This window comes from Clostridium sp. BSD9I1, assembly GCF_900185645.1.
Taxonomy (GTDB): Bacteria; Bacillota; Clostridia; order Clostridiales; family Clostridiaceae; genus Clostridium_AK.
On sequence record NZ_FYAM01000007.1, the window covers coordinates 1 to 22169 of the forward strand.

Here is a 22169-nt window from a genome sequence, read left to right on the forward strand (position 1 = left end):
CACCCTGATTAAGAGTCAGGTGCTCTACCAACTGAGCTAATGGCGCATATTTGGTGCGTCTTAAGAGATTCGAACTCCTGGCCCACGCCTTAGAAGGGCGTTGCTCTATCCAGCTGAGCTAAAGACGCAAATTGGAGCGGGTGAAGGGAATCGAACCCTCGTAACTAGCTTGGAAGGCTAGCACTCTACCATTGAGTTACACCCGCATATTTGGAGCGGAAGACGAGATTCGAACTCGCGACGTTCACCTTGGCAAGGTGACGCTCTACCACTGAGCCACTCCCGCAAATAAGCTTGTCTTGTATATTAAATATAATTTAATTGGTGCAGGTGACAGGAGTTGAACCTGCAAGCCATAGGCGCTAGATCCTAAGTCTAGTGCGTCTGCCAATTCCGCCACACCTGCATATTAAATTTATTGGTGGCTCACCGGGGAATCGAACCCCGGACAACATGATTAAAAGTCATGTGCTCTACCAACTGAGCTAGTGAACCATGGCTGGGATAGCAGGATTCGAACCTACGAATGCGGCAGTCAAAGTGCCGTGCCTTACCGCTTGGCGACATCCCAGTATGGGGTGAATGAAGGGACTCGAACCCTCGACAACCAGAATCACAATCTGGCGCTCTACCAACTGAACTACATCCACCATATGGTGCGTCTTAAGGGATTCGAACCCCTGGCCCACGCCTTAGAAGGGCGTTGCTCTATCCAGCTGAGCTAAAGACGCATATTTGGAGCGGGTGAAGGGAATCGAACCCTCGTAACTAGCTTGGAAGGCTAGCACTCTACCATTGAGTTACACCCGCAGGTTTTATGGTCGGGGTGACAGGGATTGAACCTGCGACCTCATGGTCCCAAACCACGCGCGCTCCCATCTGCGCTACACCCCGTTATTCTTCAGAAGCTTTTGCTTGTTTCGCTCGCTCCTGACGACATAAATTATTTTACATGATAATCTTAAATCCGTCAACACCTTTTTTCAAGTTTTTTTATATTTTTTCACGTTTTTTTATTAAAATCACACTTCATGCTAGTTATATCAATGCCTATGGGCTTTAAATAAATTCAATTTTCATTGAAAAAATACTCGTTTTTAAGAAAATCAAGTCTTATTTTATAGCTCTTATACTAGCATTTATTTTATTATCTTCTAATTCTATTACTGCCACACTATTAAATCCATCTCTGGCGATAACGGGACTTCCAGGATTCACAAACCATATACCCTCTTCGTATATTATTTGAGATATATGAGTATGCCCAAATAAAACTACTTCTACTCCAAGTTCTAATGCTTTGAACTTCAATCTAGTTAGACTATGTTTTACATCATAGTAATGTCCATGAGTTATTAAGAACTTATGGCCTGCTATATCGGTTACTATATCTGCAGGTACACTTGTAGAATAGTCACAATTTCCCTTTACATTTATGATTTCTCCATTATAATACTTCTTAAAATCTTTCACATCTTGAATATTGTCCCCTAAATGAATAAGTATATCTATATTTTGAAGCTTCTCCATAACTCTTTCTATAATCCATGTATGCCTATGTGTATCACTTACAACCCCTATTAGCAATTTTTTTATTCCCCCTGTAAATATTCCTTAAAGGCATCTTCTAGTTTATTTAAGGCCTGCGCTCTATGACTCATAGTATTTTTTATGGTTGAACTAAGTTCTCCAAAGGTTTTTGCATATTGAGGTATATAAAATATCGGATCATATCCAAATCCCTCATTCCCCTTAACTTCCTCAGCAACCACACCATGAACTTCCCCTTGTACTTCAATCACATTATCTCCATTTATAAAGAGTACCATGGCACATACAAATTTAGCTTTTCTGTTTTGCTTTCCTTCCATTAGTTTTAACAGCTTCTGATTATTTCTTTTATCATTGCCATGTTCTCCCGCAAATCTAGCTGAAAACACCCCAGGAGCTCCATCTAAGGCCTCTACAGCTATACCTGAATCATCTGCCAGTACCATAGCCTCCCCTTTTAGCATATCAAATATTACCTGTGCCTTTTTTCGTGCATTATCTATGAAAGTTATACCATCTTCTTCTACATCAATATCAATATTTGCTTCCCTTAGCGAAATTACTTCTATATTTAATTTTGATAATATAGCTTTTATTTCACTTATTTTATGTGTATTATTACTTGCAACAACTAATTTTTTATTCATTTTAATAAATTCCACCACCTATTTACATTACATAATTGTCATTATATTCTTCATTTTACCTACATATAAATTAAATGTCCACAGTTTAAAATAAATAATCAACTTTTTGCACTTTCACTCATATTATTTATATAAGGATTAATTTTAGAGTAGGTGTTAAATTGAGGTATATGGGACCATTCCTTAGAATTAATAGTTTGACCGAACAAAATATTAAGAATCAACTATTTCATTTATCAAAAGAAGCTATGAAACATATCGTGTTACACACTGGAGGAGGGCTTACAACTTCACGCAAGGACTTTAAAATAAAGAACCTTCATCAGAGCGAACTGAGTTTAATTAAAGGTTCATACCCACTTATATGTATATATAAAAAAGCTGATCCTAAAATAAGCACAGATAGCAAACTACTTTGGGATATTAAAAAATTAAAAAAGGATGTATTAATAAGCTCTAATGCATTTATGTCTTTAGCACTTTTAGAACTATCAGATTATTATTCCAAATTTAAAGACCTAGACGAATCCAAATATTCCCATTGTGGTTTGTATGCAAAACTCACTAAAAGACAACTCCAATTTTACTTTTCTTACTTAAGAGATGAGAATGGGGTATTCGTAGATAAAATTAATATAACGCCTGAAGATGAAAATGAATTAAAATTTGAAAACAAATACGCTGAATTTAAATTTTCTGACCAAAGCTTTTTAATGGCTGCTTTTTACAAAGCTTCTCTTTATGAAGATAAAGATAGTGAAGAATTTAAAAACTTTTCACTAGATATTCTAAATATGTTTAAGAACTATAAAGATGAATTATACAACTTAGACATGGATGAAATAATAAAATTAGCCTTGGGATTCAATATAATGTATGAATATTATAAAGACGAAGATATAAAATGCATACTATTGGATTTATTAGAACTTATCCAAGAAAACTATGAAGAATACACAATATTACAAAAGAAACGTAATTTTGAAAATCAATGTCTATGTTCTCTTAACTATATAATGTTCTATAAAAATACAGGCATATTAAAATTCAAAGACTTGTATAGTAGTATATACGAGAGCATTTTGAGTCTCTACAATGAGGATTTAAGTTTGTTTATAAAGGATACAGATAAGGATAAAATGGTTTACTCTGCAGAAGAAATTAACTTATATATAATGTCCTTACTTGCTTATAACAAGTTTTTTAGCGAGGGAAATTCTAATTCAGAATCCAGCGGAAATCGCATTTTATTGAATGTATTTAAAAAGCAGTTAGTTGAATCAGGCATAATATTAAGTTGGCCTGAAGCGCCTTCATTAGATGATAGAGAAAGGTATATTAACTTTTCACTAAATAGCGAAGACTTGCTTGATGAAGATAACTTTAAAATGCATTCAATACCAACGCCAGATGGCATAGAAATATCACCTGTATTCTTAAAGGAAATAAAATTTAGTGAACGAAAAGGTATATTTAAAACTCCTAAGGATTCATTTTATAGCGAAAAAAATATGTTTATATTTTTCTTATATATATTTTTAAATAATCATGAGGCATTTTAAATTTTATGGTAATTAAGTAATTATTTTTATAAAATATTTTATATATAAATACACATACTAAAATCACCCTACAGTACAACTAATTTTCCTCTTATTAACCACCCTTTGTATAGGAGGTAATAACTATGATGAACATAAATTGTTCTGAAAACTGTATGTATGAAAGAGACGGAATATGTACTTTTAATACTATACTTAGTGCCTCCAATTGTGTAATTACCAATGAAAAATGTGGTTATTACATTGAAAAGGAATCTACAAAAAAAGTTCCTCCCATAAATTAGGAGGAACTTTTTTAAATTATACTTTTATTTATTAAAAGTGACTCGAAATTTATATAGAATTTATAGTTCAACCTTAATCCTTCAATATATTTATTTTTATAAACATATATATTATTTGAATATAAGGGGATTGCAGGAATATCTTCTTCTAATATTTCAAAACACTTATTTTGTAGCTCACCTTTTTTATTAGTATCTTTATTTGTTCTAAGTAAATTCACATATCCATTATATAAAGAATTATTATATCTTGAATAATTAAAAGGATTATTATAAGTGAACTTTTCAAATATACTCATAACATTATCATACTCTTTACCATATTTCATAAGGGCCATATCATACTCACCATTATTTATATGTTTAAAAAAGTCATCCTCGCTATATTCCTTTAATTCTATAGTTATATTTGATTTTTTCTCTATATTAGACTTTAAATAACTCGCTACCTTTTTATCTTCTACTGTATCCTTAAATATAAACTTCAACGTAGGTTTGATATCTAACTCAATATTGCTTGCATTGTTTTTAGTGCCATTTTTACCCTTCTGCTGTAAATTCATAAATCCATTTATAGGTGCAGCTTCATCTTTCAATAATTCATTATAAATTTTTTCTTTGTTTAAGACTTCTTTTATAACCTTTCTTACGTTATATGGGACCTTATTTTCCTTTAAGTTAAATACTAAATATTGAAACTTATAAGATTCATTCTTTAATGGGTCTTCTAGTATATTTCCTATACTACTCAAATGCTCACTTTTAAATAAATCAACTTTTCCTAATTGAAGATTTACAAGTGCATCTTCATCACTTTCAACCTTAACAATTTTTATCTTATTACTTGGCGTAATTCCCCAATACTTTTCATTAGGCACTAGATTTATCTCATCACCATTTATGTCTTTTATTATATATTGTCCTGAATACTTTAAAGTAGAATAGTTAATTCCCCAATTATTAATTTTATCATCCAATTCCCTTATCCCATATATAGGGTTAGCAAGTAACTCCAGAAAAAAGCTACAAGGACTATTAAGTTTTATTTGAAGAATATTATTTTCTATACTATTTATAGCTACATTGCTAAAATCAACCTTGCCATTTTTATAAGTTTCTGCACCGAATATGCAGAACAATTCATATTCTAAAGGATTATCAGTTTCTTTATTTAAAAGTTCAGAAAAGAACACCTTAAAGGTTTCTGCGGTTATAGGTTCTCCATTGCTAAAATATGCATCGTCTCTTATATAAAATTTATAAGTAGTTTTATCTTTGCTTATTTCCCACTTCTCTGCAATACCTGGAACTATATTTCCCTCATCATCCTTTTTTACAAGCCCTTCAAATGTAGAATTTAATATTTCCAGTGAATTATCATCATAAGCAGCTTTCATATTTAAGTACTTAGGCATATTTATCACAGCATAGGTTATGTACTCTTTATTTAATACATTTTCATTAAAACTTTGTTTTTTTTCTATACATCCACTTAATAAAATACATATTGTTATAGCTATTGCTATAATTTTTTTCATTTTACTCTCTCCTTTACTTATTAATAATTATTACCCAAGCAAAAAAAAATAAACAAAATATATATTTTGTTTATTTTAATAAATCGGTAAATATCTATAAAACTTAAAATTATTCTCCTTTAAATTGCTGCAAATATCTCCTGACAATCCTACTTGATGTCTTATAAATGTATATCTATCTATAAGTTTTATATTTCTATGGATAACTAAAGTGGGACTTTTTATTATTTTATTTTCAAATATACCGATAGTTATAAATATAGATTTTTTAGCATTATATTTTAGTGCCTGTGTTAAAAAACATTCAAATGTTTCCTCAAATATCATCTTTTCTTTAGAAAAGTTAAAAAAAACACTATCTTCTTTTCCCTCTAAATACATCATAAGCATTTCATTATTTTTTAAAACAACACGATATTGTATATTATTCTTCCAACATACCTTAATTAAATTATGAAATATTTTATCCGTACTTATCCTATTTAGAATTGAAATAGCTTTATTTTCGTCTGCTTGTATTAACTTAAAATAAACTTTGTAAAATTTATCCCTCATTAATTCCCCCCAAATATTGATTATTAATATTATATGAACTAGAGGAATATTAATTTCCAAAATAACTTACTATAGGTTACAATTTATTTCTATGGTATAATTTTATTACAAGTTTTCATCTACTGGAGGGAAATTTATATGATTTTAGCATTAGAAATACTTGCTATAATATCTATGTGCATATTAATATTTGTAGTTGTATGGGGATTTGTAACATTACAGCAGGTATATAATCAATTGAAATATAAAAATTATTTGCTAGAAAAGTTAAACGTGCATATGCACAACTTATGTGAAAAGTTTAATGTTCCTGATTCATCTAAAGACTTACAAACTCAAGAAGAAGTTACTAAATAAAAAAATTCCCCATAACCTATATGGGGAATTTTTATTAAGCTTTACTTACTTCTTCACTTACAAGTTTATTTACTATTTGAGGGTTTGCTTTACCTTTAGTTTCTTTCATTACGAGCCCTACTAAGAAGCCTATAGCTCTTGTTTTACCATTTTTAAAATCTTCTATAGATTGAGGATTATTTGCTATTATCTTTCTAACCACTTCAAGTATAGCTCCCTCATCATTATTTTGTACTAGTCCCTTTTCTTCTACTATGACCTTTGGAGACTTTCCTGTTTCAAACATTTCTTCTATAACTTTTTTACCTATATTATTTGAAATAGTCCCTGCGCCTATAAGCTTTATAAGTTCTGATAAATGTTCTGGAGTAAATTTAACTTCTGCTATAGTTATAGCCTTTTCATTTATTATTCTTGAAATATCCCCCATAAGCCAGTTAGACGTTGCCTTAGCGTCATTAGATAGCTTCGCAGTACTTTCAAAGAACTCTGCCATAGCTGTAGTTAGCGTAAGAACTGATGCATCATATTTAGGAATACCATATTCGCGAGCAAATCTCTCTTGCTTCTCATGTGGAAGCTCAGGTATCGTTTTTCTAACCTCTTCTATCCACTCATCAGATATATTAAGAGTTACCAAATCTCCTTCAGGGAAATATCTATAGTCATTTGCTTGCTCTTTATTTCTCATAACTATAGTTACATTATTTGATTCATCCCATCTTCTTGTTTCTGGTTCAATCTTTTCTCCATTTTTATTAGCCTCAATTTGTCTATCATATTCATATCTTAAAGCTTTTTCAAGAGCTTTAAATGAATTCATGTTTTTTATCTCAACCCTAGTTCCAAATACATCGCTGCCCTTTGGCATAACAGATATGTTACCATCACATCTTAAAGAACCCTCTTCCATCTTACAATCAGATACTTCAATAGAAGATAATATACTTCTAAGCTTTTGAAGATATAAGGTTGCTTCTTCTGGTGTCCTAATATCAGGGTTTGATACTATTTCTATAAGAGGCACTCCTGCTCTATTATAATCTACTAATGTTCCATTACCTGTATGAAGTAACTTACCTGCATCTTCCTCCATATGTATTCTTTGAATACCTATCTTTTTCTTTTCTCCACTTTCAAGCTCTATTTCTATATAGCCATCTCTGCATATTGGAATTTCATCTTGAGTTATCTGATAGTTCTTAGGACAATCTGGATAAAAGTAATTTTTTCTATCCATTCTGCTTACCTGATTTATAGAACAATTAAGAGCTAATCCTGCCTTTATAGCATAATCCACTACTCTTTTATTTAACTGTGGTAGTGAGCCTGGAAGGCCTAAGCATACTGGACATACGTGAGTATTTGGTTTCCCACCAAACTCAGTTGTACATCCGCAATATATTTTAGTCTTTGTAGAAAGTTCTGCATGAACTTCAAGACCTATTACCGCTTCAAATTCCATCTATCTTTTCCACTCCTTTTTTCAATTCTTAAAAGCCCTAAATACCAACTATTAACTAAATACTTGGCTTCATGGTGTGCCAATTAGTTGATTGTTCAAAACTATATGCTAAATTAAATAATATATCTTCTCTGTAGTAGTTACTTATTATTTGAAGTCCTACTGGTAATCCATTTACTATTCCACATGGTACTGAGATAGCTGGAAGCCCTGCTACACTTACTGGCACAGTATATACATCAGATAAATACATCTCCATAACATTATCTGATTTTTCTCCTATCTTAAATGCAGGTGTTGGAGAAGTTGGACATACTATTGCATCAAACTCTTTAAATATTCTTTCATAATCTTGCTTTATCAAGTTTCTAACTTTTAGTGCCTTTTTATAATAAGCATCATAGTACCCTGCCGATAAAACATAAGTTCCAAGCATTATTCTTCTCTTTACCTCTGATCCAAATCCTTCATCTCTGGATTTGAAATAGATATCTACAGCATTTTTTGAGTTTTCTGTTCTGTATCCATATCTTATTCCATCAAATCTTGCAAGGTTTGATGAAGCTTCAGCACTAGAAATTATATAATAAGCCGCAAGAGCATAATCAGTTAAAGGAAGTGAACATTCTTTTACATCCGCTCCATTTTCCTTTAATACCTTTATAGCTTCTTCCACGGTTTTTCTAACTTCATCACTAAGTCCCTCTCCAAAGAACTCTTTTGGGATACCTATTTTTTTACCTCTTAAATCCTTAGATAAAGCTTTAGAATAATCAATAACTTCTATAGGAGCTGTTGTAAAGTCTCTCTTATCTAATCCTGAAATATTTTGAGCTAACAATGCAGAATCCTCTACATCTCTTGAAATTATTCCTACTTGATCTAATGTAGATCCAAAGGCCACTGCCCCATACCTAGAGATTCTTCCATAGGTAGGTTTTAGTCCAACTACTCCACATAGAGCTGCTGGCTGTCTAACTGAACCACCAGTATCTGTTCCAAGAGCTAATGGCGCCTCGAGTCCTGAAACACAAGCGGCACTCCCTCCTGAAGAACCTCCTGGTACTCTATCTGTATCCCAAGGATTTCTCACTAACTTATATGCACTATTTTCACTTGACGATCCCATTGCAAACTCATCCATATTTAATTTTCCAAGTATTATTCCATCTTGCTCTTTTATTTTCTCTATGACATGAGCATCATAAGGAGCCTTATACCCTTCAAGTATTTTAGATGCACAAGTATTTTGCATACCTCTTACACTTATGTTATCTTTTATAGCTACAGGAATTCCTGTAAGGCTTTTAAGTTCTTCCCCACTAGCTATTTTACTGTCTAATTCTTTTGCCTTATTTAAAGCTTCTTCTCCTGCCACATATAGATATGAGCCTAAAGTAGAATCAACTTTTTCTATTCTATTTAAATAACTATGTACTACTTCTTCAACTTTTACTTCTTTAGCTTTAATTTTATCTTTCAGCTCATGGGCTGTAAGATTATATAATTCCATTATATCTGTTCCCTCCTTTTAAAATGCAATTTTTAGTTTTCTATTACATTTGGAACCTTTATATACTCCTCTAATCTTTCTGGAGCATTGTTCATTACATCTTCTATATTCATAGATTCCTCTACTTCGTCTTCTCTAAATTTGTTTTCGATATAGTATGGATTAACTATTATATCAGTGTCATCTGTATTAAGCTCATTTAACTTTTCCATATAATTTAGAACATTATTCAAATCCACAAGAAGACCTTCTTTTTCCTCTTCTGTAAGCTCTATTCTAGCGAGTTCAGCTACATATTCCACATCTTTTTTAGAAACAGCCATTTACATTCCCTCTCTTTCTACATTAAATTTTTTTAAACTCTTATATTGTATCATAAAAAATACAAATTATATACCATATAACATTTTAAGCCAACCTCATACATTATATACAAGGTTGGCTTGAATTATTGTACATTCATAAATATAAAAAATATACTTCCTGCAGCAAAAAATATACATATTAAAGGATATACTTTATTTGTTAGTCCACCCTTAAAATCTATAAGTTTTATGCTCCACACCAACATTGTAAAGAAAATACACCATTGTAAAGCATAATAACCATAAAAATACTTTATATAAACAAATTGATAAGTTGTTAATATTGTAAGTATTAATGCTAACGTAGTTATTAAAACAAACCCCCATCCTAGCACATCTACTGTTTTCCTCATTTTATTCTCCTCCAGTTTCTCTCATATACCTTTTCTTTTATACCTGATCTTCCATAAGTTTTTCAAATTCTTCTTCGTTAAGTATTTTTATTCCAAGTTCCACAGCTTTGTCGTACTTTGATCCTGCATCTTCACCTGCAAGTACATAATCTGTTTTTTTACTAACACTGCCAGATACCTTTGCTCCTAAAGCTTCTAGTTTTTCTTTTATTTCGTTTCTACTATATTTTTGTAAAGCTCCTGTAACTACCACTGTCTTATTTGAAAACACACTATGTTCCATTACTTCCAAATCATCTGATATAGGTTCTATGCCAAGACTTAATAATTCTTCAATGCTTTTTATTATTTTCTCTTGATTAAAAAAATCTATTACACTTTTTGCAACTATGTCCCCTATATCTTCTACGGATATAAGTTCCTCAAAGTTTGCATCAATTATGTTTCTTAAACTTTTAAATCTTTTTACTAAATCCTTTGCAGTCTTTTTCCCTACATTTGGAATACCTAATGCATATATGAATGAAGATAATTCTGGTCTTTTGCTTTTTTCCAATGCATTTAGTATATTTTGAGCCTTCTTTTCTCCAAACTTATCTAAAGTAAGCAATTCCTCTTTAGTTATTCTATATAAATCAGCAATTGATTTTATATTAAGTTTTTCAAAAAATTGCTCTGCAGTTTTTTCACTAAAACCTTCTATGTTCATTCCCTCACGATTTGCGAAATGAACTATACTTTTTACCATTTGAGGTTTACAAGATAATGTATTCTCGCAAAAATAATGCACACCTTCTTGTATAAGCTCACTGCCGCAATATGGACACTCGCTTGGTGTCTCTATCTCTTTCCCATTAGATAAAGTTTCTTCTACAACTCCCATTATTTCAGGTATTACGTCATTGGATCTTCTAATAAATACATCACAGCCTATTTTTACACCTTTTCTTTTTATATCATCCATATTATTTAATGTGGCTCTTTTTATAGTGGCTCCTGCAAGTTCTACAGGTTTTAGCAATGCTGTAGGAGTTACTCTTCCACTTCTGCCTACGTTCCACTCCACATCTAATAATGTAGTTGAAGCTTCTTCTGCTTCAAATTTATAAGCTATTGACCATTTAGGAAATTTAATAGTGTATCCTAAAACTTCTCTTGTTTTAACATCATCAATTGCAATAACTATTCCATCTATGTCATAATTCAAATCATTTCTAACACTTTCTATGTAAGCTATTTCTTCTTGAATTTCATCTACATTTTTACAAGCCTTTATATAATTATCAATAGGAAGTCCCATGTTTTTAATAAAATTCATCATTTCAGTATAGCTTTCAAAAGGTTTGCCCTCATTATATCCTACATCATAGAAAAAAGCTGAAAGGTTCCTTCTAGCAGTTTCCCTTACGTCTAAATTTCTCAATGCTCCCGCTGCCCCATTTCTTAAATTTTTTAATGGAGCTAAGGCTTCTTTATTATATTCATCAAAAGCATCCTTAGTCATTATAGCTTCTCCATGAACTTCAATCAAGCTATAATTATCTATTTTTAATGGTAATGTTTTGATAGTCTTAGCCTGCATTGTTATGTCTTCCCCAACTTCACCAGTACCTCTAGTTGCAGCTTTAGATAACACTCCAGACTCATCATAAGTACAATTTATACTGAGTCCATCAAACTTTTTTGTGATTATATAAGTAATCTCTGGAAGCTTTTCCTCATGGATTGAATTATAATCATTTACGGCCTTAATATTTTTATTGTGCCAATCCTTTAATTCTTGAATGCTTTGAGCTTTATCAAGGCTCCAAAGTCTTGCCTTATGAGTATATTTTTGAAATTGGGTCAGCACCACATCTCCAACCCTTTGAGTTGGAGAATACGGCAATATGTGTCCTATTTCTTTTTCTAATAACTTTAGCTTATCATACTTTTTATCATATTCTTTATCGGATATAGAAGGATTATCTAATACATAATATTCATAAGCATATCTATTAAGTTCCTCTATAAGTTCTTCTATTTCTCTTTTCTTTAGTTCAAGACTTTCCATGCCTTAACCCTCCTCTAAACCGCCTCTAAAGGAGCTACACTTAACATCAATATTTTAACTCCCATCCTATCAAATGCAATTGTTAGTTTTACATCTTCTCCGCTTTTAACTGCACTTACTATAGTTCCTATTCCGAACTTACCATGCCTTACCTTTTTCCCAGGAGTTGCATCAAATTGAGTTAACTTATTACTATTACTTTCAGCAGCAGCTTCCTTTTGAACATTTTGTCTAGTTATATTAGTATTTACCTGACTGTTATTTCTATTTATATAATTATTATTTTCGTTCATATATCTATTAAATGAATTACGTGGGCCTATATCCTCTTTTAAATTCACAGGTATTTCCCTTATAAAATCCGACTCTGGATAGTTTACAAATCTTCCAAATACCCTTCTTGAAGATGCTGAAGTCATATAAAGCCTTTCCTTAGCTCTTGTAATTCCTACATAGCAAAGTCTTCTGGATTCCTCCATTTCTGCTGGATTACTTATGGATTGAGCTCCTGGAAATATCCCATTTTCCATCCCTGCCATAAATACTACATCGAATTCTAATCCCTTAGCGCTATGCACTGTCATAAGTACTATAGCATCTACATCTTCACTATAGTTATCCACATCAGATACTAGTGTCACTTGCTCTAAAAAAGCGGATAAACTCTTGTCATCTGATCCACTTTCAAAGTCTACTGCAGCAGAAACTAATTCCTTTAAATTTTCAAGTCTAGTTAAATCTTCTATATCCTTAGATTTTTGAAGTTCATCAATATATCCTGTAGTTTGTAAAATTTCTTGAATAAGCTTTGATACAGATACTTCATCCTTTTTTCTTATAAAGCTATTTATAAGTCCTACAAATTTATTTATAGAAGATACTGCTCTAGCTGAAAGTCCAATATTCTCTGCATCTAAAAGTACACTATACATACATTCGTCCATATCAACTGCAAACTCTTGAAGTTTATCAACGGTACTATCGCCTATACCTCTTTTAGGTACATTTATTATTCTCTTCAAACTTATATCATCCAGTGGATTATTTATAAGCCTTAAGTATCCCATTATATCTTTAATTTCTTTTCTATCATAAAATCTAAGTCCACCTACTATTTTATAAGGTATTTGGTTTCTCATAAAAACTTCTTCAAATATACGAGATTGAGCGTTGGTTCTATAAAGAATAGACATTTGATTATAGCTTTTGTTTTCAGCATCCCTTATTTTCTTTATTTCGCTGCATATGAATTGAGCCTCATCTATGTCAGAACCTGCTCTATACACCTTTATACTTTCTCCCATTATATTTTCATTATAGGGCCTAAGCGCTTTATTTTTTCTTTCGCTATTATTTTTTATAACTCCATTAGCTGCATATAAAATATTTGGAGTTGATCTGTAATTTTGTTCTAATTTTACAACCTTTGCCTCAGGATAGTCCTTTTCAAAATCTAGTATATTTCTTATGTCGGCACCTCTCCAAGCATATATACATTGATCATCGTCACCCACAACACATATATTTCTATGAGCTGCTGCCAGTAGTTTTGTAAACTCGTACTGACATTTATTGGTATCTTGATACTCGTCTACCATTATGTATTTAAATTTTCTTTGATAAAACTCTAAAACATCTGAATTCTTTCTAAATAACTCAACAGTTTTGTATATCAAATCATCAAAATCTAATGCATTATTACTCTTTAACTTCTTTTGATATAAAAGGTATACATCTGCTATTTTATTAGTTCTATAATTACCTTCATTTTCCCTTTTAAATTGCTCTGGAGATATAAGATTATCCTTTTGTTCTCCTATTTTATTTATAATTTGTTTCTCATCTATATCCTTATCATTTATATTTAGTTCCTTAATACATTCTTTCATAAGCGTCTTTTGATCGTAGCTATCGTATATAGCAAAGTTTTTATTGTATCCAAGCTTCTCTATTTCTCTTCTAAGTATTTTTACACATGTAGAGTGAAAAGTGGATATCCACATATTTTCTGCTTCATTTCCAACTATATTTTTTACTCTTTCCTTCATTTCCTTAGCCGCTTTATTTGTAAATGTAATAGCGAGAATTTGTGAAGGATAGACATCTAAGTTTTTTATTAAATTTGCAATTCTATATGTAAGTACTCTTGTTTTCCCAGAACCTGCCCCTGCTAAGATAAGTAGTGGCCCATCTACAGTTGATGCTGCCTCATACTGTTCCTTATTAAGTAACTTTCTCAAATCCATATAACTCACTCCCAAAATTTGCTTTATTAATTTCTAGTTCGTTTTATATTATAACATTTTACTCGCCATTTAATCATATGTATTTTTAATTTATAATAACACTTTTAGCTATAAATATAAAAACCTCCATAGTGGACTTTCACCATCAAGCTGCCACCCATGCTGGGTGCGCCTAAAAAAGACTGACTCAAAATTTTATTTTGAGTCAGTCCCTTTTTATTATTCATAATATTTGTAGGTAGTTCTTATAAAGATTGATATAACTATAAGTATAAAAGATAAGCTAAAAATTAAATTTGATGTTGCAAAACATGATATTGACATAGATATTAAGGATGTAAGAGAAGCCATAGTATCTTTATGAAATTTCCTCTTTTTTATTGCATATATAGTATTATATATACAATAAATTATCACAATTAAAGCTATAATATATTTAGTAATAATAACCTTAGAAAGATAATTACTATAATTACTATTATTACCATTAATCGTAGCTCTAATGTTAATTAACAAAATTAGTAATGCTGGTAATGTTCTATAAAATACAAATTCCTTAATATTTATACCTACTACCTCCTCCCGTCCACTTATCTAGGTACAACATGAAAATAAGGAGTTCCTACTATTTCATATATTTTTACTCCACGATGCCCTCCTTCCATATCTACTCTTCTAATTATCTCTGATTTTCCATAAAAGTATATAGCAAACCCTAATGAAACATTGAGATATTTAATAGCAGCAATAAAACCAGTTAACGTAGAATTACTTTGAAGATCTGAAATTAAGTCATGAGTTTCAGTATCATTCAAATCTAAAACTAATTCAAATTTGGAATCGTCTGGAATATCGAGGGGACTTATTATGTTTTTATTTAATTTAATATTATTTTTAAATGAAAACTCTAACGTTGTAGGATTAATAGTTAATATATTATTTTCAATACATTTGTTTATATCATTTATTATTTTTTCAATATCTAGTAAATCACTTTTAGATATACCAATTTTATTATAATGTAATGTCGATAATTGAACCTTATTATCTTTAAAAATAATATAATTTTCAAGAATAGTTGTTAACTCTTCAATACTTGTACCTTTTTTATCATTGATACTATTTTCTCTGGCTATATTCACTTTATTAATTGGTTTAGCAAGTACGGTTGTTGCTGAAATCATAGATGAAATTAATACCCCAGATAATAATGATGATATCATTCTTAATCGTTTGTTCATTTGTAATATATCCCTTATATTTTAATTTTTAGATATTTTTCCCTTAATATTATGCATAACTATTTAGCTCTATTTATAGAAATTATTTACTTTAATTAAAAATTAAGTTAAATTAACTTTACAATATCTATTTTACATACTAAAAAAATAAATACAAGCTTAATGGCATGAAACGTCAAAAATGAGCATGAACGGAATTTATACATATAAAAATTCCGTTCATGCTCATTTTATTACCGTTCATGTCATAACTATTTACAATTCCGCTTTTATGTGATATTTAAACTTTTAGTTTTTTAACCATCTGATGATTTAGATTTATTGCTCCTTAATTATTTTGAAATCTAGACTAATCATTAGCAACTAGCGCTTTTCTCCCAAGACCTGACACCTTTACCCTAGGACTGACTCCTAGTTGCTGATCACTGGCTACTCCCTCCTACTAATTTAAGCCCTGCAGCACACATTGCCTTAATTCCAACTGGTATAACCCTTTCATCGCAAACAAAATTAGGATTGTGTAATACACAAAAATTTTCATTTATCTCCGACTTGCATCCTGCCCACATAAATGTACAAGGAATATGATTATTAAAGAAAGCAAAGTCTTCCGCCCCTGTAGCTGGCCTTTCAGGTATCAATACATTTTCTTCTCCAATATACTCTCTAAGTCCTTCAATAACTTCATTAGTAAGTTCCTTATCATTATAAGTGAGCGGATATCCTAGTACATATTTGAATTCATAATCACATCCTAAAGCCCCACATATATTCTTTATTATGTTTTCAATTCTACCAGGCATCATGTTTGCCACTTCTGGTGCAAAGGTCCTTACGGTTCCCTCCATTTCTACTCCATCTGGTATTACATTATATCTGTACCCACCTCTTATAACTCCAAGTGTCACCACTGCACTGTCTAGTGGATTTACATTTCTGCTTACTATGGTTTGAAGAGCAGTAATTACATGTCCAGCCGCAACTATCGCATCTGCTCCTTGATGTGGTGCCGATCCATGAGCACTTTTCCCCTTAACCTTTATAAATATTCTATCAGATTGAGCCATCATAACTCCAGTTTTCAGTGCCACCTTACCCACTGGAATATCCCATACATGAAGTGCTACTGCCGCATCTACTTTAGGATTTTCAAGCACGCCATCCTCTATCATGTAATTTGCACCACCTGTTGGATTGCACTCCTCCGCAGGCTGAAATACAAATTTTATATTCCCTCTTATTTCATCTTTCATTTGAGATAACACCTTGGCTGTTCCTATCAAAATTGAAGTATGAACATCGTGCCCACAAGCATGCATCACTCCTGGAACCTGTGATTTAAATAAAACATCTGCCTGTTCATCTATAGGAAGTGCATCCATATCAGCTCTTAAAAGAATTGTCTTTCCATTTTCTTTCCCTCTTAAAAGCGCCACCACTCCAGTTTTTCCCACTCCAGTTTCAACTTCAAGCCCTAATCCCTTCAGACTTTCCTCAACTATCTTAGCCGTCTTATGCTCATTCATACCAAGTTCAGGATGCCTATGAATTTCTCTTCTTATGTTAATTATCCCTTCAGTAATATCCTCTATCATAGAATCAAGCTGTACACTGACTCTAGAACTTGTATCTAAATTTATCATATATAATCCCCCCATTATAACAATCCCTATTTCCAATTTTCAATCTCTAGTCTTAAATCCTCAAGTGCTGATAATCGAATCAGTACTTGAGGATTTAAAAACTTTTAACATTCTTGATAGTTATTATTATCGACTAAATTTGATAAAACTTATATTGAAAATCTTATTACTTAACACTTACTCCAGGTCCTATTGGCAATCCAAGTGCATACCATATCATTACAAATATAATCCATGCAACGAGCATTACTAAACTGTACGGTATACTGGTTGATAGAACTGTTCCTACCCCTGCTTCCTCATCATATTCGTTTACAAAGCCTAATACGATTGGGAAGTATGGGAATAATGGCGATATTATATTAGTAGTTGAATCACCTATTCTATAAAATAGCTGTGTTAATGCTGGATGGTAACCAAGCATATAAAACATTGGCACAAATATCGGTGCAAGTAATGCCCATTTTGCTGAACCACTGCCTATAAATAGATTTATAAATGCAGTAAGTAGAATAAATAATACAAATAATGGAACACCTGTTAAATTGGCTGCCTTTAATGCATTGGCTCCATTTACAGCTAAAATATATCCCAAGTTACTCCAGTTAAAGTACGCTATAAATTGTCCTATAACAAATACAAGTACAATATAAGATGCCATGTCTTTTATAGCTACAGACATAAATTTAGGAATATCTCCAGAAGTCTTTATTTTCCCTACTTCTCTTCCATATATTACAGATACTATGACAAATAAGAATAATAGTAATGGAATGATTGAATTTAAAAATGGTGATGGAATAATTCCATGAGTTTTAGGATTTCTTAACAATCCGTTTTTGGGAACTACTGCAATAACTACTATAGCTATATATATAAGCGCAGCAACTCCAGCTTTTTTAAGACCTCTCTTTTCTTCAGGTGTTGAAGGTTTATTTTCAACTTGTTTCTTTCCTGTATACTTCCCAAGTCTTGGTTCTACAATCTTTTCTGTAACTATAGTACATATAATTGCCAGTAAGAAAGTTGATACAAACATGAAATACCAGTTATCTACAGGCGTTACAGATATGTTTTTATTTACTAAATGAACTGCTTCTGTAGAAATCCCTGCAAGTAGAGCATCTGTACCAGCTACAATTAAGTTTGCACTAAATCCCGCTGTAGTGGCAGCATACCCAAGAGCAATACCTGCTATTGGATGCCTTCCCATGGACGCAAATATAACTGCCGCTATAGGTGGAATTATTACAATGGCTGCATCTGATGCTATATTTCCACATATACCAATTACTGCAACTGCAAATGTTATTACTTTAGGAGAAGCTCCCATTATAGTTTCTTTCATGAAAGTTCCCATAAAGCCTACATGTTCTGCCATTCCAATACCAAGTGTCATGGTAAGAACAAGACCAAGTGGTGCAAAACCTGTGAAGTTTTTAATCATGCTTTCCAGCATAAATACTATACCTTCTCTTGATAAAAGATTTTTGGCAATAACAGGTTTGTTAGTTACAGGATCTGTTACTTGAACACCAGTCATTCCACAAACTACAGATATCACCCATATCAATACAATAAGACCTATGAATAGCATAAATGGGTGAGGTATTTTATTCCCTACTCTTTCCACCCAACCTAGAAATCCCCCTGTCTTTTGAACGGTTTTTACATTTTTATTAGTTTCCATAGTCCCCCTCCTAACATAATTAAAGTTTATTAATTAAGATTCAACAAACAACATTAATAAACAGCTAATTCCCCTCCTTTTCATAAAGCTTTAGGACAGTCATCATATAAACTTTTACAGCTACTTTTAAAACCTCTTCATTAAAATCAAATCCATTATTATGATGATCTGCTGTCCTTTCAGTACCAAACATTAAATAAACTGCTTTCCCCTTATTTTGTTGAACCTTATTCATCATGTAAGTTGCATCTTCTGAGCCAGATAAACTTGTATATTCTACTGTATTAGTTATATCCGGAACTTCACTTGATGCTTCTTTCACTAATAAAGATAATTCCTTGTCGCTATATCCACTTTCTGCTTTTCCTGCTAAAGTAATCTCATAGGTTACATCATACATATTTGCTGCACCTTCAAGTATTTTTATTGCTCTTTGTGTAATATAGTCATTGATTTCAGTTGTTTCCCCTCTAGTTTCTATTTTCATTTCTGCTCTATCTGGTACTACATTTCTTCCTGTTCCTGCTTTTAAAACACCTACATTGATTCTCGCTGTGCCATCTCCATGCTGACATAAAGTATGCAAATTCAATGCCGCTGTGGCTGCTGCAAGTAGTGCATTTTTTCCCTTTTCAGGGGTAGCTCCCGCATGACTTGATCTTCCTTTATAATGTACATCAAGCTTTGTTGTGGATAAAAATCCCCCTGTATTTACAACAAGTTCTCCTAATTTTCCAGACTTAAATCCTATATGTCCAGTAAATAAATAATTAACATCATTAAAAACTCCTTTATTAACCATAGAATAAGCTCCTCTAGTGCCCTCTTCTGCTGGTTGAAATACAAATAAAATTTTTCCCTTTAATTGTTCCTTTATATTATTCATTGCTTTTGCCAGCACTAATCCTATAGCTGCATGTCCATCATGACCGCAAGCATGCATATTACCTTTGTTTATTGAAACAAATCCTTCATTTATAGGTCTATGAGTTATATCCTCACTTTCTATCCCCTCTAAAGAGTCTATATCAAATCTAAATGCAATAGTTGCCCCCTCTTTTTCTGTATCTAATATTCCAACTACTCCAGTTGCTCCGTTTTTCATTAGATTTAAATACTTCTCTTTTGCTCCTTGTGAAAGTGCTCTCTTCTTGTATTCTTCTAAGACTTCTCTACCTGGAACTCCCATCATAGAGTCTATATCTATAACTTCTTCGCCAACCTTCACTTCTAATCCAATCGCTTCTAAGTACTCTGCTATTTTCGATCCAGTTCTAAACTCAGTCCATCCACTTTCTGCATACTTATGAAAATCTCTTCTTAAACTTATCAATTCATCTAAAGATAAATCTATATTTTTGAATAAATCATTTTTCAAGTCCTTCATTTTATCAACCCCTTTTAGCACTTTAATACATATATATATTCTGCTATACTTCATTAATTCCTCCCATTTTTTTCAAATTTTATCATAATTTTATATTTTCATGTTTTTCTAATAACTTTTACAATTTCTTAATACTTTTGTAAATTTAAATAAAACGTAAAACAGTTTTTAGAAATAAAAATAAGGTGCTAGATGCTAAGAATTATAGAAAATTTCCATACGTGAAATTTTTATAATTCTTAGCTCCTAGCACCTAACTTCTTAACTCTAAATACTGCTTCGCATTTTAATTTTAAGCTTCTTCTTTTTCTTCAAGTCTTTTTAATACTATTCTATATCCTTCGCTTCCATAATTTAAACATCTATTTACTCTACTTATAGTTGCAGTACTTGCTCCTGTTGACGCTGATATATCTTGATAAGTTCTCTTTTCTTTTAACATCTTTGCCACTTGTAATCTTTGACTAAGAACTTGTATTTCATTTATAGTGCAAATATCATCGAACAATCTATAACACTCTTCCCTAGTCTCTAAAGTCAAAATTGCATCACATAAAAAATCCATTTCTTTACTTTCAACCTTTGAACTAAAATTTCCCATGATTTTCAGCTCCTTATTCATAATTAAGATATTTTCTTATGTAATTTATAAAAACCTGTAATTTCGATATAAATTAACATACCCCGTTTTATTTAATGCGTTTTCTCTATTATAGCACATATATTATAATTTTTATCGTTTACATTGTATAATTTGTAAAAATCTTTGATGCAGTTTATTATTTTACAAAAAAATAAAACAACCCATTGGGGCATGGGTTGTTTTTTAATAAATAAAAGGGGGCTATTCATTCTTTTATTTATTCTTGCATAACTAATTATATAAGAATACTAATTTAAATTCAAGTGATATTTGAAAATTTCATTTTAAAATTTTTATTAAATGAAATAAAAACCTTCAATTTTTATATATCTTTGAGTGTTTCTAATTCTTCTTCTGTAAGTTCTCTATATTCTCCTTCCATAAGTTCATCATCTAAAGATAAACTACCAAACTTAACTCTCTGCAAATAAACTACTTCCTTTTCCCTAGCCTGAAACATCCTTTTTACTTGATGGAATTTTCCTTCTTGTATGGTTATATACACTTTAGAGCCATTTTCATCTGCCTCTACTATTTCAAGTTTTGCAGGAAGACATTTATAATCATCATCCAAAACTACACCCTTTTTAAAAGCCTCAATATCCGCCTCATTTACTTCTTTATCTATTTCAGCATAATACACCTTATCTACATGCCATTTAGGAGAAATTAACTTGTGATTTAAATCTCCATCATTTGTAATAAGCAGTAATCCTACGGTATCTTTATCCAGCCTTCCTACTGGGAATGGCTTAAATACCTGATAATCTATATCTAATAAATCTATTACCGTTTCATCACGGTTGTCAAAGGTAGCCGAAATAACTCCATCAGGCTTATTCATCATAAGATATATGTACTTTCTATACAAAAGTTCCTCTCCATTTACCTTTACAATGCTTTTTTCTGGATCTATACTAATTGAGGAGTCTTTAACTACTTCTCCGTCTACTTCTACTCTCCCGCTTTTTACTAATGCTTTTACTTCTTTTCTACTTCCAAATCCTAAGTTAGCAAGTACTTTATCTAATCTTTCCACTATTTTTCCTCCCTTGTTTTTAAATACAAAATTAATA

General features: G+C 31.5%; 19 protein-coding genes and 10 tRNA genes. 3 read left to right on the top strand and 26 right to left on the bottom strand.

Features of this window, described 5'->3' with window-relative positions:
- Positions 1 to 51: 51 nt before the first annotated feature.
- From BSD9I1_RS04840 to rdgB, 12 genes are all read right to left on the bottom strand, one after another.
- Positions 52 to 128: transfer RNA gene (locus tag BSD9I1_RS04840), tRNA-Arg, on the bottom strand.
- Positions 129 to 132: 4 nt separating this feature from the next.
- Positions 133 to 206 (bottom strand) — tRNA-Gly (locus BSD9I1_RS04845).
- A 5-nt stretch (positions 207 to 211) separates the two neighbouring features.
- Positions 212 to 286: transfer RNA gene (locus tag BSD9I1_RS04850), tRNA-Gly, on the bottom strand.
- Positions 287 to 322: 36 nt separating this feature from the next.
- Positions 323 to 406, bottom strand: a tRNA-Leu gene (locus BSD9I1_RS04855).
- 13 nt (positions 407 to 419) lie between these two features.
- A tRNA-Lys gene (locus BSD9I1_RS04860) sits at positions 420 to 495 on the bottom strand.
- Position 496: 1 nt separating this feature from the next.
- Positions 497 to 571 (bottom strand) — tRNA-Gln (locus tag BSD9I1_RS04865).
- Positions 572 to 574: 3 nt separating this feature from the next.
- Positions 575 to 650: transfer RNA gene (locus tag BSD9I1_RS04870), tRNA-His, on the bottom strand.
- A 4-nt stretch (positions 651 to 654) separates the two neighbouring features.
- Positions 655 to 731 (bottom strand) — tRNA-Arg (locus BSD9I1_RS04875).
- Positions 732 to 736: 5 nt separating this feature from the next.
- Positions 737 to 810, bottom strand: a tRNA-Gly gene (locus tag BSD9I1_RS04880).
- 8 nt (positions 811 to 818) lie between these two features.
- A tRNA-Pro gene (locus BSD9I1_RS04885) sits at positions 819 to 894 on the bottom strand.
- A gap of 219 nt (positions 895 to 1113) precedes the next feature.
- Positions 1114 to 1587, bottom strand: coding sequence for a metallophosphoesterase family protein (locus BSD9I1_RS04890; RefSeq protein WP_035309748.1), 474 nt, complete (start codon positions 1585 to 1587; stop codon positions 1114 to 1116).
- A gap of 5 nt (positions 1588 to 1592) precedes the next feature.
- Entirely contained in the window at positions 1593 to 2198 is a 606-nt protein-coding gene (gene rdgB / locus BSD9I1_RS04895) for an RdgB/HAM1 family non-canonical purine NTP pyrophosphatase (protein ID WP_035309747.1), read from the bottom strand.
- 161 nt (positions 2199 to 2359) lie between these two features.
- On the opposite strand from rdgB, the gene BSD9I1_RS04900 reads away from it, so the two are divergent.
- Together BSD9I1_RS04900 and BSD9I1_RS04905 are read left to right on the top strand one after the other, a co-directional pair.
- Positions 2360 to 3760 carry a hypothetical protein gene (locus tag BSD9I1_RS04900; protein WP_186429398.1) on the top strand — a complete coding sequence of 467 codons (1401 nt, stop codon included), beginning with the start codon at positions 2360 to 2362 and terminating at the stop codon, positions 3758 to 3760.
- A 125-nt stretch (positions 3761 to 3885) separates the two neighbouring features.
- Complete coding sequence (locus tag BSD9I1_RS04905; RefSeq protein ID WP_186429399.1) at positions 3886 to 4044, top strand: hypothetical protein; 159 nt, start codon at positions 3886 to 3888, stop codon at positions 4042 to 4044.
- Positions 4045 to 4055: 11 nt separating this feature from the next.
- On the opposite strand, the gene BSD9I1_RS04910 is transcribed toward BSD9I1_RS04905, so the two are convergent.
- Both BSD9I1_RS04910 and BSD9I1_RS04915 read right to left on the bottom strand, forming a co-directional pair.
- The gene (locus BSD9I1_RS04910) at positions 4056 to 5582 is read right to left on the bottom strand and encodes an ABC transporter substrate-binding protein (protein WP_186429400.1); all 1527 of its coding nucleotides are present in this window, start codon (positions 5580 to 5582) and stop codon (positions 4056 to 4058) included.
- Positions 5583 to 5657: 75 nt separating this feature from the next.
- Entirely contained in the window at positions 5658 to 6137 is a 480-nt protein-coding gene (locus tag BSD9I1_RS04915) for a hypothetical protein (RefSeq protein WP_035309741.1), read from the bottom strand.
- Between the two features lie 138 nt (positions 6138 to 6275).
- Here BSD9I1_RS04915 and BSD9I1_RS04920 point away from each other — a divergent pair, with 138 nt between their 5' ends.
- Positions 6276 to 6494, top strand: a complete 219-nt coding sequence (locus BSD9I1_RS04920) for a hypothetical protein (RefSeq protein WP_035309739.1) — start codon at positions 6276 to 6278, stop codon at positions 6492 to 6494.
- A gap of 34 nt (positions 6495 to 6528) precedes the next feature.
- Here BSD9I1_RS04920 and gatB read toward each other — a convergent pair whose 3' ends face one another.
- The 12 genes from gatB to BSD9I1_RS04980 all read right to left on the bottom strand — a co-directional run bounded on the left by gatB (position 6529) and on the right by BSD9I1_RS04980 (position 22132).
- The gene (gene gatB / locus BSD9I1_RS04925) at positions 6529 to 7959 is read right to left on the bottom strand and encodes an Asp-tRNA(Asn)/Glu-tRNA(Gln) amidotransferase subunit GatB (protein WP_186429401.1); all 1431 of its coding nucleotides are present in this window, start codon (positions 7957 to 7959) and stop codon (positions 6529 to 6531) included.
- A 55-nt stretch (positions 7960 to 8014) separates the two neighbouring features.
- Positions 8015 to 9472 carry an Asp-tRNA(Asn)/Glu-tRNA(Gln) amidotransferase subunit GatA gene (gatA, locus tag BSD9I1_RS04930; protein ID WP_186429402.1) on the bottom strand — a complete coding sequence of 486 codons (1458 nt, stop codon included), beginning with the start codon at positions 9470 to 9472 and terminating at the stop codon, positions 8015 to 8017.
- Positions 9473 to 9504: 32 nt separating this feature from the next.
- Positions 9505 to 9795, bottom strand: coding sequence for an Asp-tRNA(Asn)/Glu-tRNA(Gln) amidotransferase subunit GatC (gatC, locus tag BSD9I1_RS04935; RefSeq protein ID WP_035309733.1), 291 nt, complete (start codon positions 9793 to 9795; stop codon positions 9505 to 9507).
- A 125-nt stretch (positions 9796 to 9920) separates the two neighbouring features.
- Positions 9921 to 10190, bottom strand: a complete 270-nt coding sequence (locus BSD9I1_RS04940; RefSeq protein WP_035309732.1) for a hypothetical protein — start codon at positions 10188 to 10190, stop codon at positions 9921 to 9923.
- 37 nt (positions 10191 to 10227) lie between these two features.
- Entirely contained in the window at positions 10228 to 12243 is a 2016-nt protein-coding gene (ligA, locus tag BSD9I1_RS04945; RefSeq protein ID WP_186429403.1) for an NAD-dependent DNA ligase LigA, read from the bottom strand.
- A 14-nt stretch (positions 12244 to 12257) separates the two neighbouring features.
- The gene (gene pcrA, locus BSD9I1_RS04950) at positions 12258 to 14489 is read right to left on the bottom strand and encodes a DNA helicase PcrA (protein ID WP_186429404.1); all 2232 of its coding nucleotides are present in this window, start codon (positions 14487 to 14489) and stop codon (positions 12258 to 12260) included.
- Positions 14490 to 15079: 590 nt separating this feature from the next.
- Positions 15080 to 15730: a hypothetical protein gene (locus BSD9I1_RS04955; RefSeq protein ID WP_186429405.1), complete on the bottom strand. Its 651-nt coding sequence runs from the start codon at positions 15728 to 15730 to the stop codon at positions 15080 to 15082.
- A 422-nt stretch (positions 15731 to 16152) separates the two neighbouring features.
- Positions 16153 to 17373, bottom strand: coding sequence for a M20 family metallopeptidase (locus BSD9I1_RS04960; protein ID WP_186429406.1), 1221 nt, complete (start codon positions 17371 to 17373; stop codon positions 16153 to 16155).
- Between the two features lie 166 nt (positions 17374 to 17539).
- Positions 17540 to 19063 carry an AbgT family transporter gene (locus tag BSD9I1_RS04965; RefSeq protein WP_186429407.1) on the bottom strand — a complete coding sequence of 508 codons (1524 nt, stop codon included), beginning with the start codon at positions 19061 to 19063 and terminating at the stop codon, positions 17540 to 17542.
- 64 nt (positions 19064 to 19127) lie between these two features.
- A complete protein-coding gene (locus tag BSD9I1_RS04970) occupies positions 19128 to 20504 on the bottom strand; it encodes an amidohydrolase (RefSeq protein ID WP_242966418.1) in 1377 nt (458 codons plus the stop codon).
- Positions 20505 to 20742: 238 nt separating this feature from the next.
- Positions 20743 to 21051: a YerC/YecD family TrpR-related protein gene (locus tag BSD9I1_RS04975; RefSeq protein WP_035309724.1), complete on the bottom strand. Its 309-nt coding sequence runs from the start codon at positions 21049 to 21051 to the stop codon at positions 20743 to 20745.
- A 364-nt stretch (positions 21052 to 21415) separates the two neighbouring features.
- Positions 21416 to 22132: a pseudouridine synthase gene (locus BSD9I1_RS04980; protein ID WP_035309721.1), complete on the bottom strand. Its 717-nt coding sequence runs from the start codon at positions 22130 to 22132 to the stop codon at positions 21416 to 21418.
- Positions 22133 to 22169 lie beyond the last annotated feature (37 nt).

What these genes read in the sequence shown, in the direction of transcription:
- BSD9I1_RS04920 (WP_035309739.1), top strand. Translation starts at nt 6,276, where the DNA reads ATGATTTTAGCATTAGAAATACTTGCTATAATATCTATGTGCATATTA.
- BSD9I1_RS04965 (WP_186429407.1), bottom strand. Translation starts at nt 19,063, where the DNA reads ATGGAAACTAATAAAAATGTAAAAACCGTTCAAAAGACAGGGGGATTT.
- gatC (WP_035309733.1), bottom strand. Translation starts at nt 9,795, where the DNA reads ATGGCTGTTTCTAAAAAAGATGTGGAATATGTAGCTGAACTCGCTAGA.
- BSD9I1_RS04955 (WP_186429405.1), bottom strand. Translation starts at nt 15,730, where the DNA reads ATGAACAAACGATTAAGAATGATATCATCATTATTATCTGGGGTATTA.
- gatB (WP_186429401.1), bottom strand. Translation starts at nt 7,959, where the DNA reads ATGGAATTTGAAGCGGTAATAGGTCTTGAAGTTCATGCAGAACTTTCT.
- rdgB (WP_035309747.1), bottom strand. Translation starts at nt 2,198, where the DNA reads ATGAATAAAAAATTAGTTGTTGCAAGTAATAATACACATAAAATAAGT.
- gatA (WP_186429402.1), bottom strand. Translation starts at nt 9,472, where the DNA reads ATGGAATTATATAATCTTACAGCCCATGAGCTGAAAGATAAAATTAAA.
- BSD9I1_RS04910 (WP_186429400.1), bottom strand. Translation starts at nt 5,582, where the DNA reads ATGAAAAAAATTATAGCAATAGCTATAACAATATGTATTTTATTAAGT.
- ligA (WP_186429403.1), bottom strand. Translation starts at nt 12,243, where the DNA reads ATGGAAAGTCTTGAACTAAAGAAAAGAGAAATAGAAGAACTTATAGAG.
- BSD9I1_RS04960 (WP_186429406.1), bottom strand. Translation starts at nt 17,373, where the DNA reads ATGATAAATTTAGATACAAGTTCTAGAGTCAGTGTACAGCTTGATTCT.
- BSD9I1_RS04905 (WP_186429399.1), top strand. Translation starts at nt 3,886, where the DNA reads ATGATGAACATAAATTGTTCTGAAAACTGTATGTATGAAAGAGACGGA.
- BSD9I1_RS04940 (WP_035309732.1), bottom strand. Translation starts at nt 10,190, where the DNA reads ATGAGGAAAACAGTAGATGTGCTAGGATGGGGGTTTGTTTTAATAACT.
- BSD9I1_RS04975 (WP_035309724.1), bottom strand. Translation starts at nt 21,051, where the DNA reads ATGGGAAATTTTAGTTCAAAGGTTGAAAGTAAAGAAATGGATTTTTTA.
- BSD9I1_RS04915 (WP_035309741.1), bottom strand. Translation starts at nt 6,137, where the DNA reads ATGAGGGATAAATTTTACAAAGTTTATTTTAAGTTAATACAAGCAGAC.
- BSD9I1_RS04970 (WP_242966418.1), bottom strand. Translation starts at nt 20,504, where the DNA reads ATGAAGTATAGCAGAATATATATATGTATTAAAGTGCTAAAAGGGGTT.
- pcrA (WP_186429404.1), bottom strand. Translation starts at nt 14,489, where the DNA reads ATGGATTTGAGAAAGTTACTTAATAAGGAACAGTATGAGGCAGCATCA.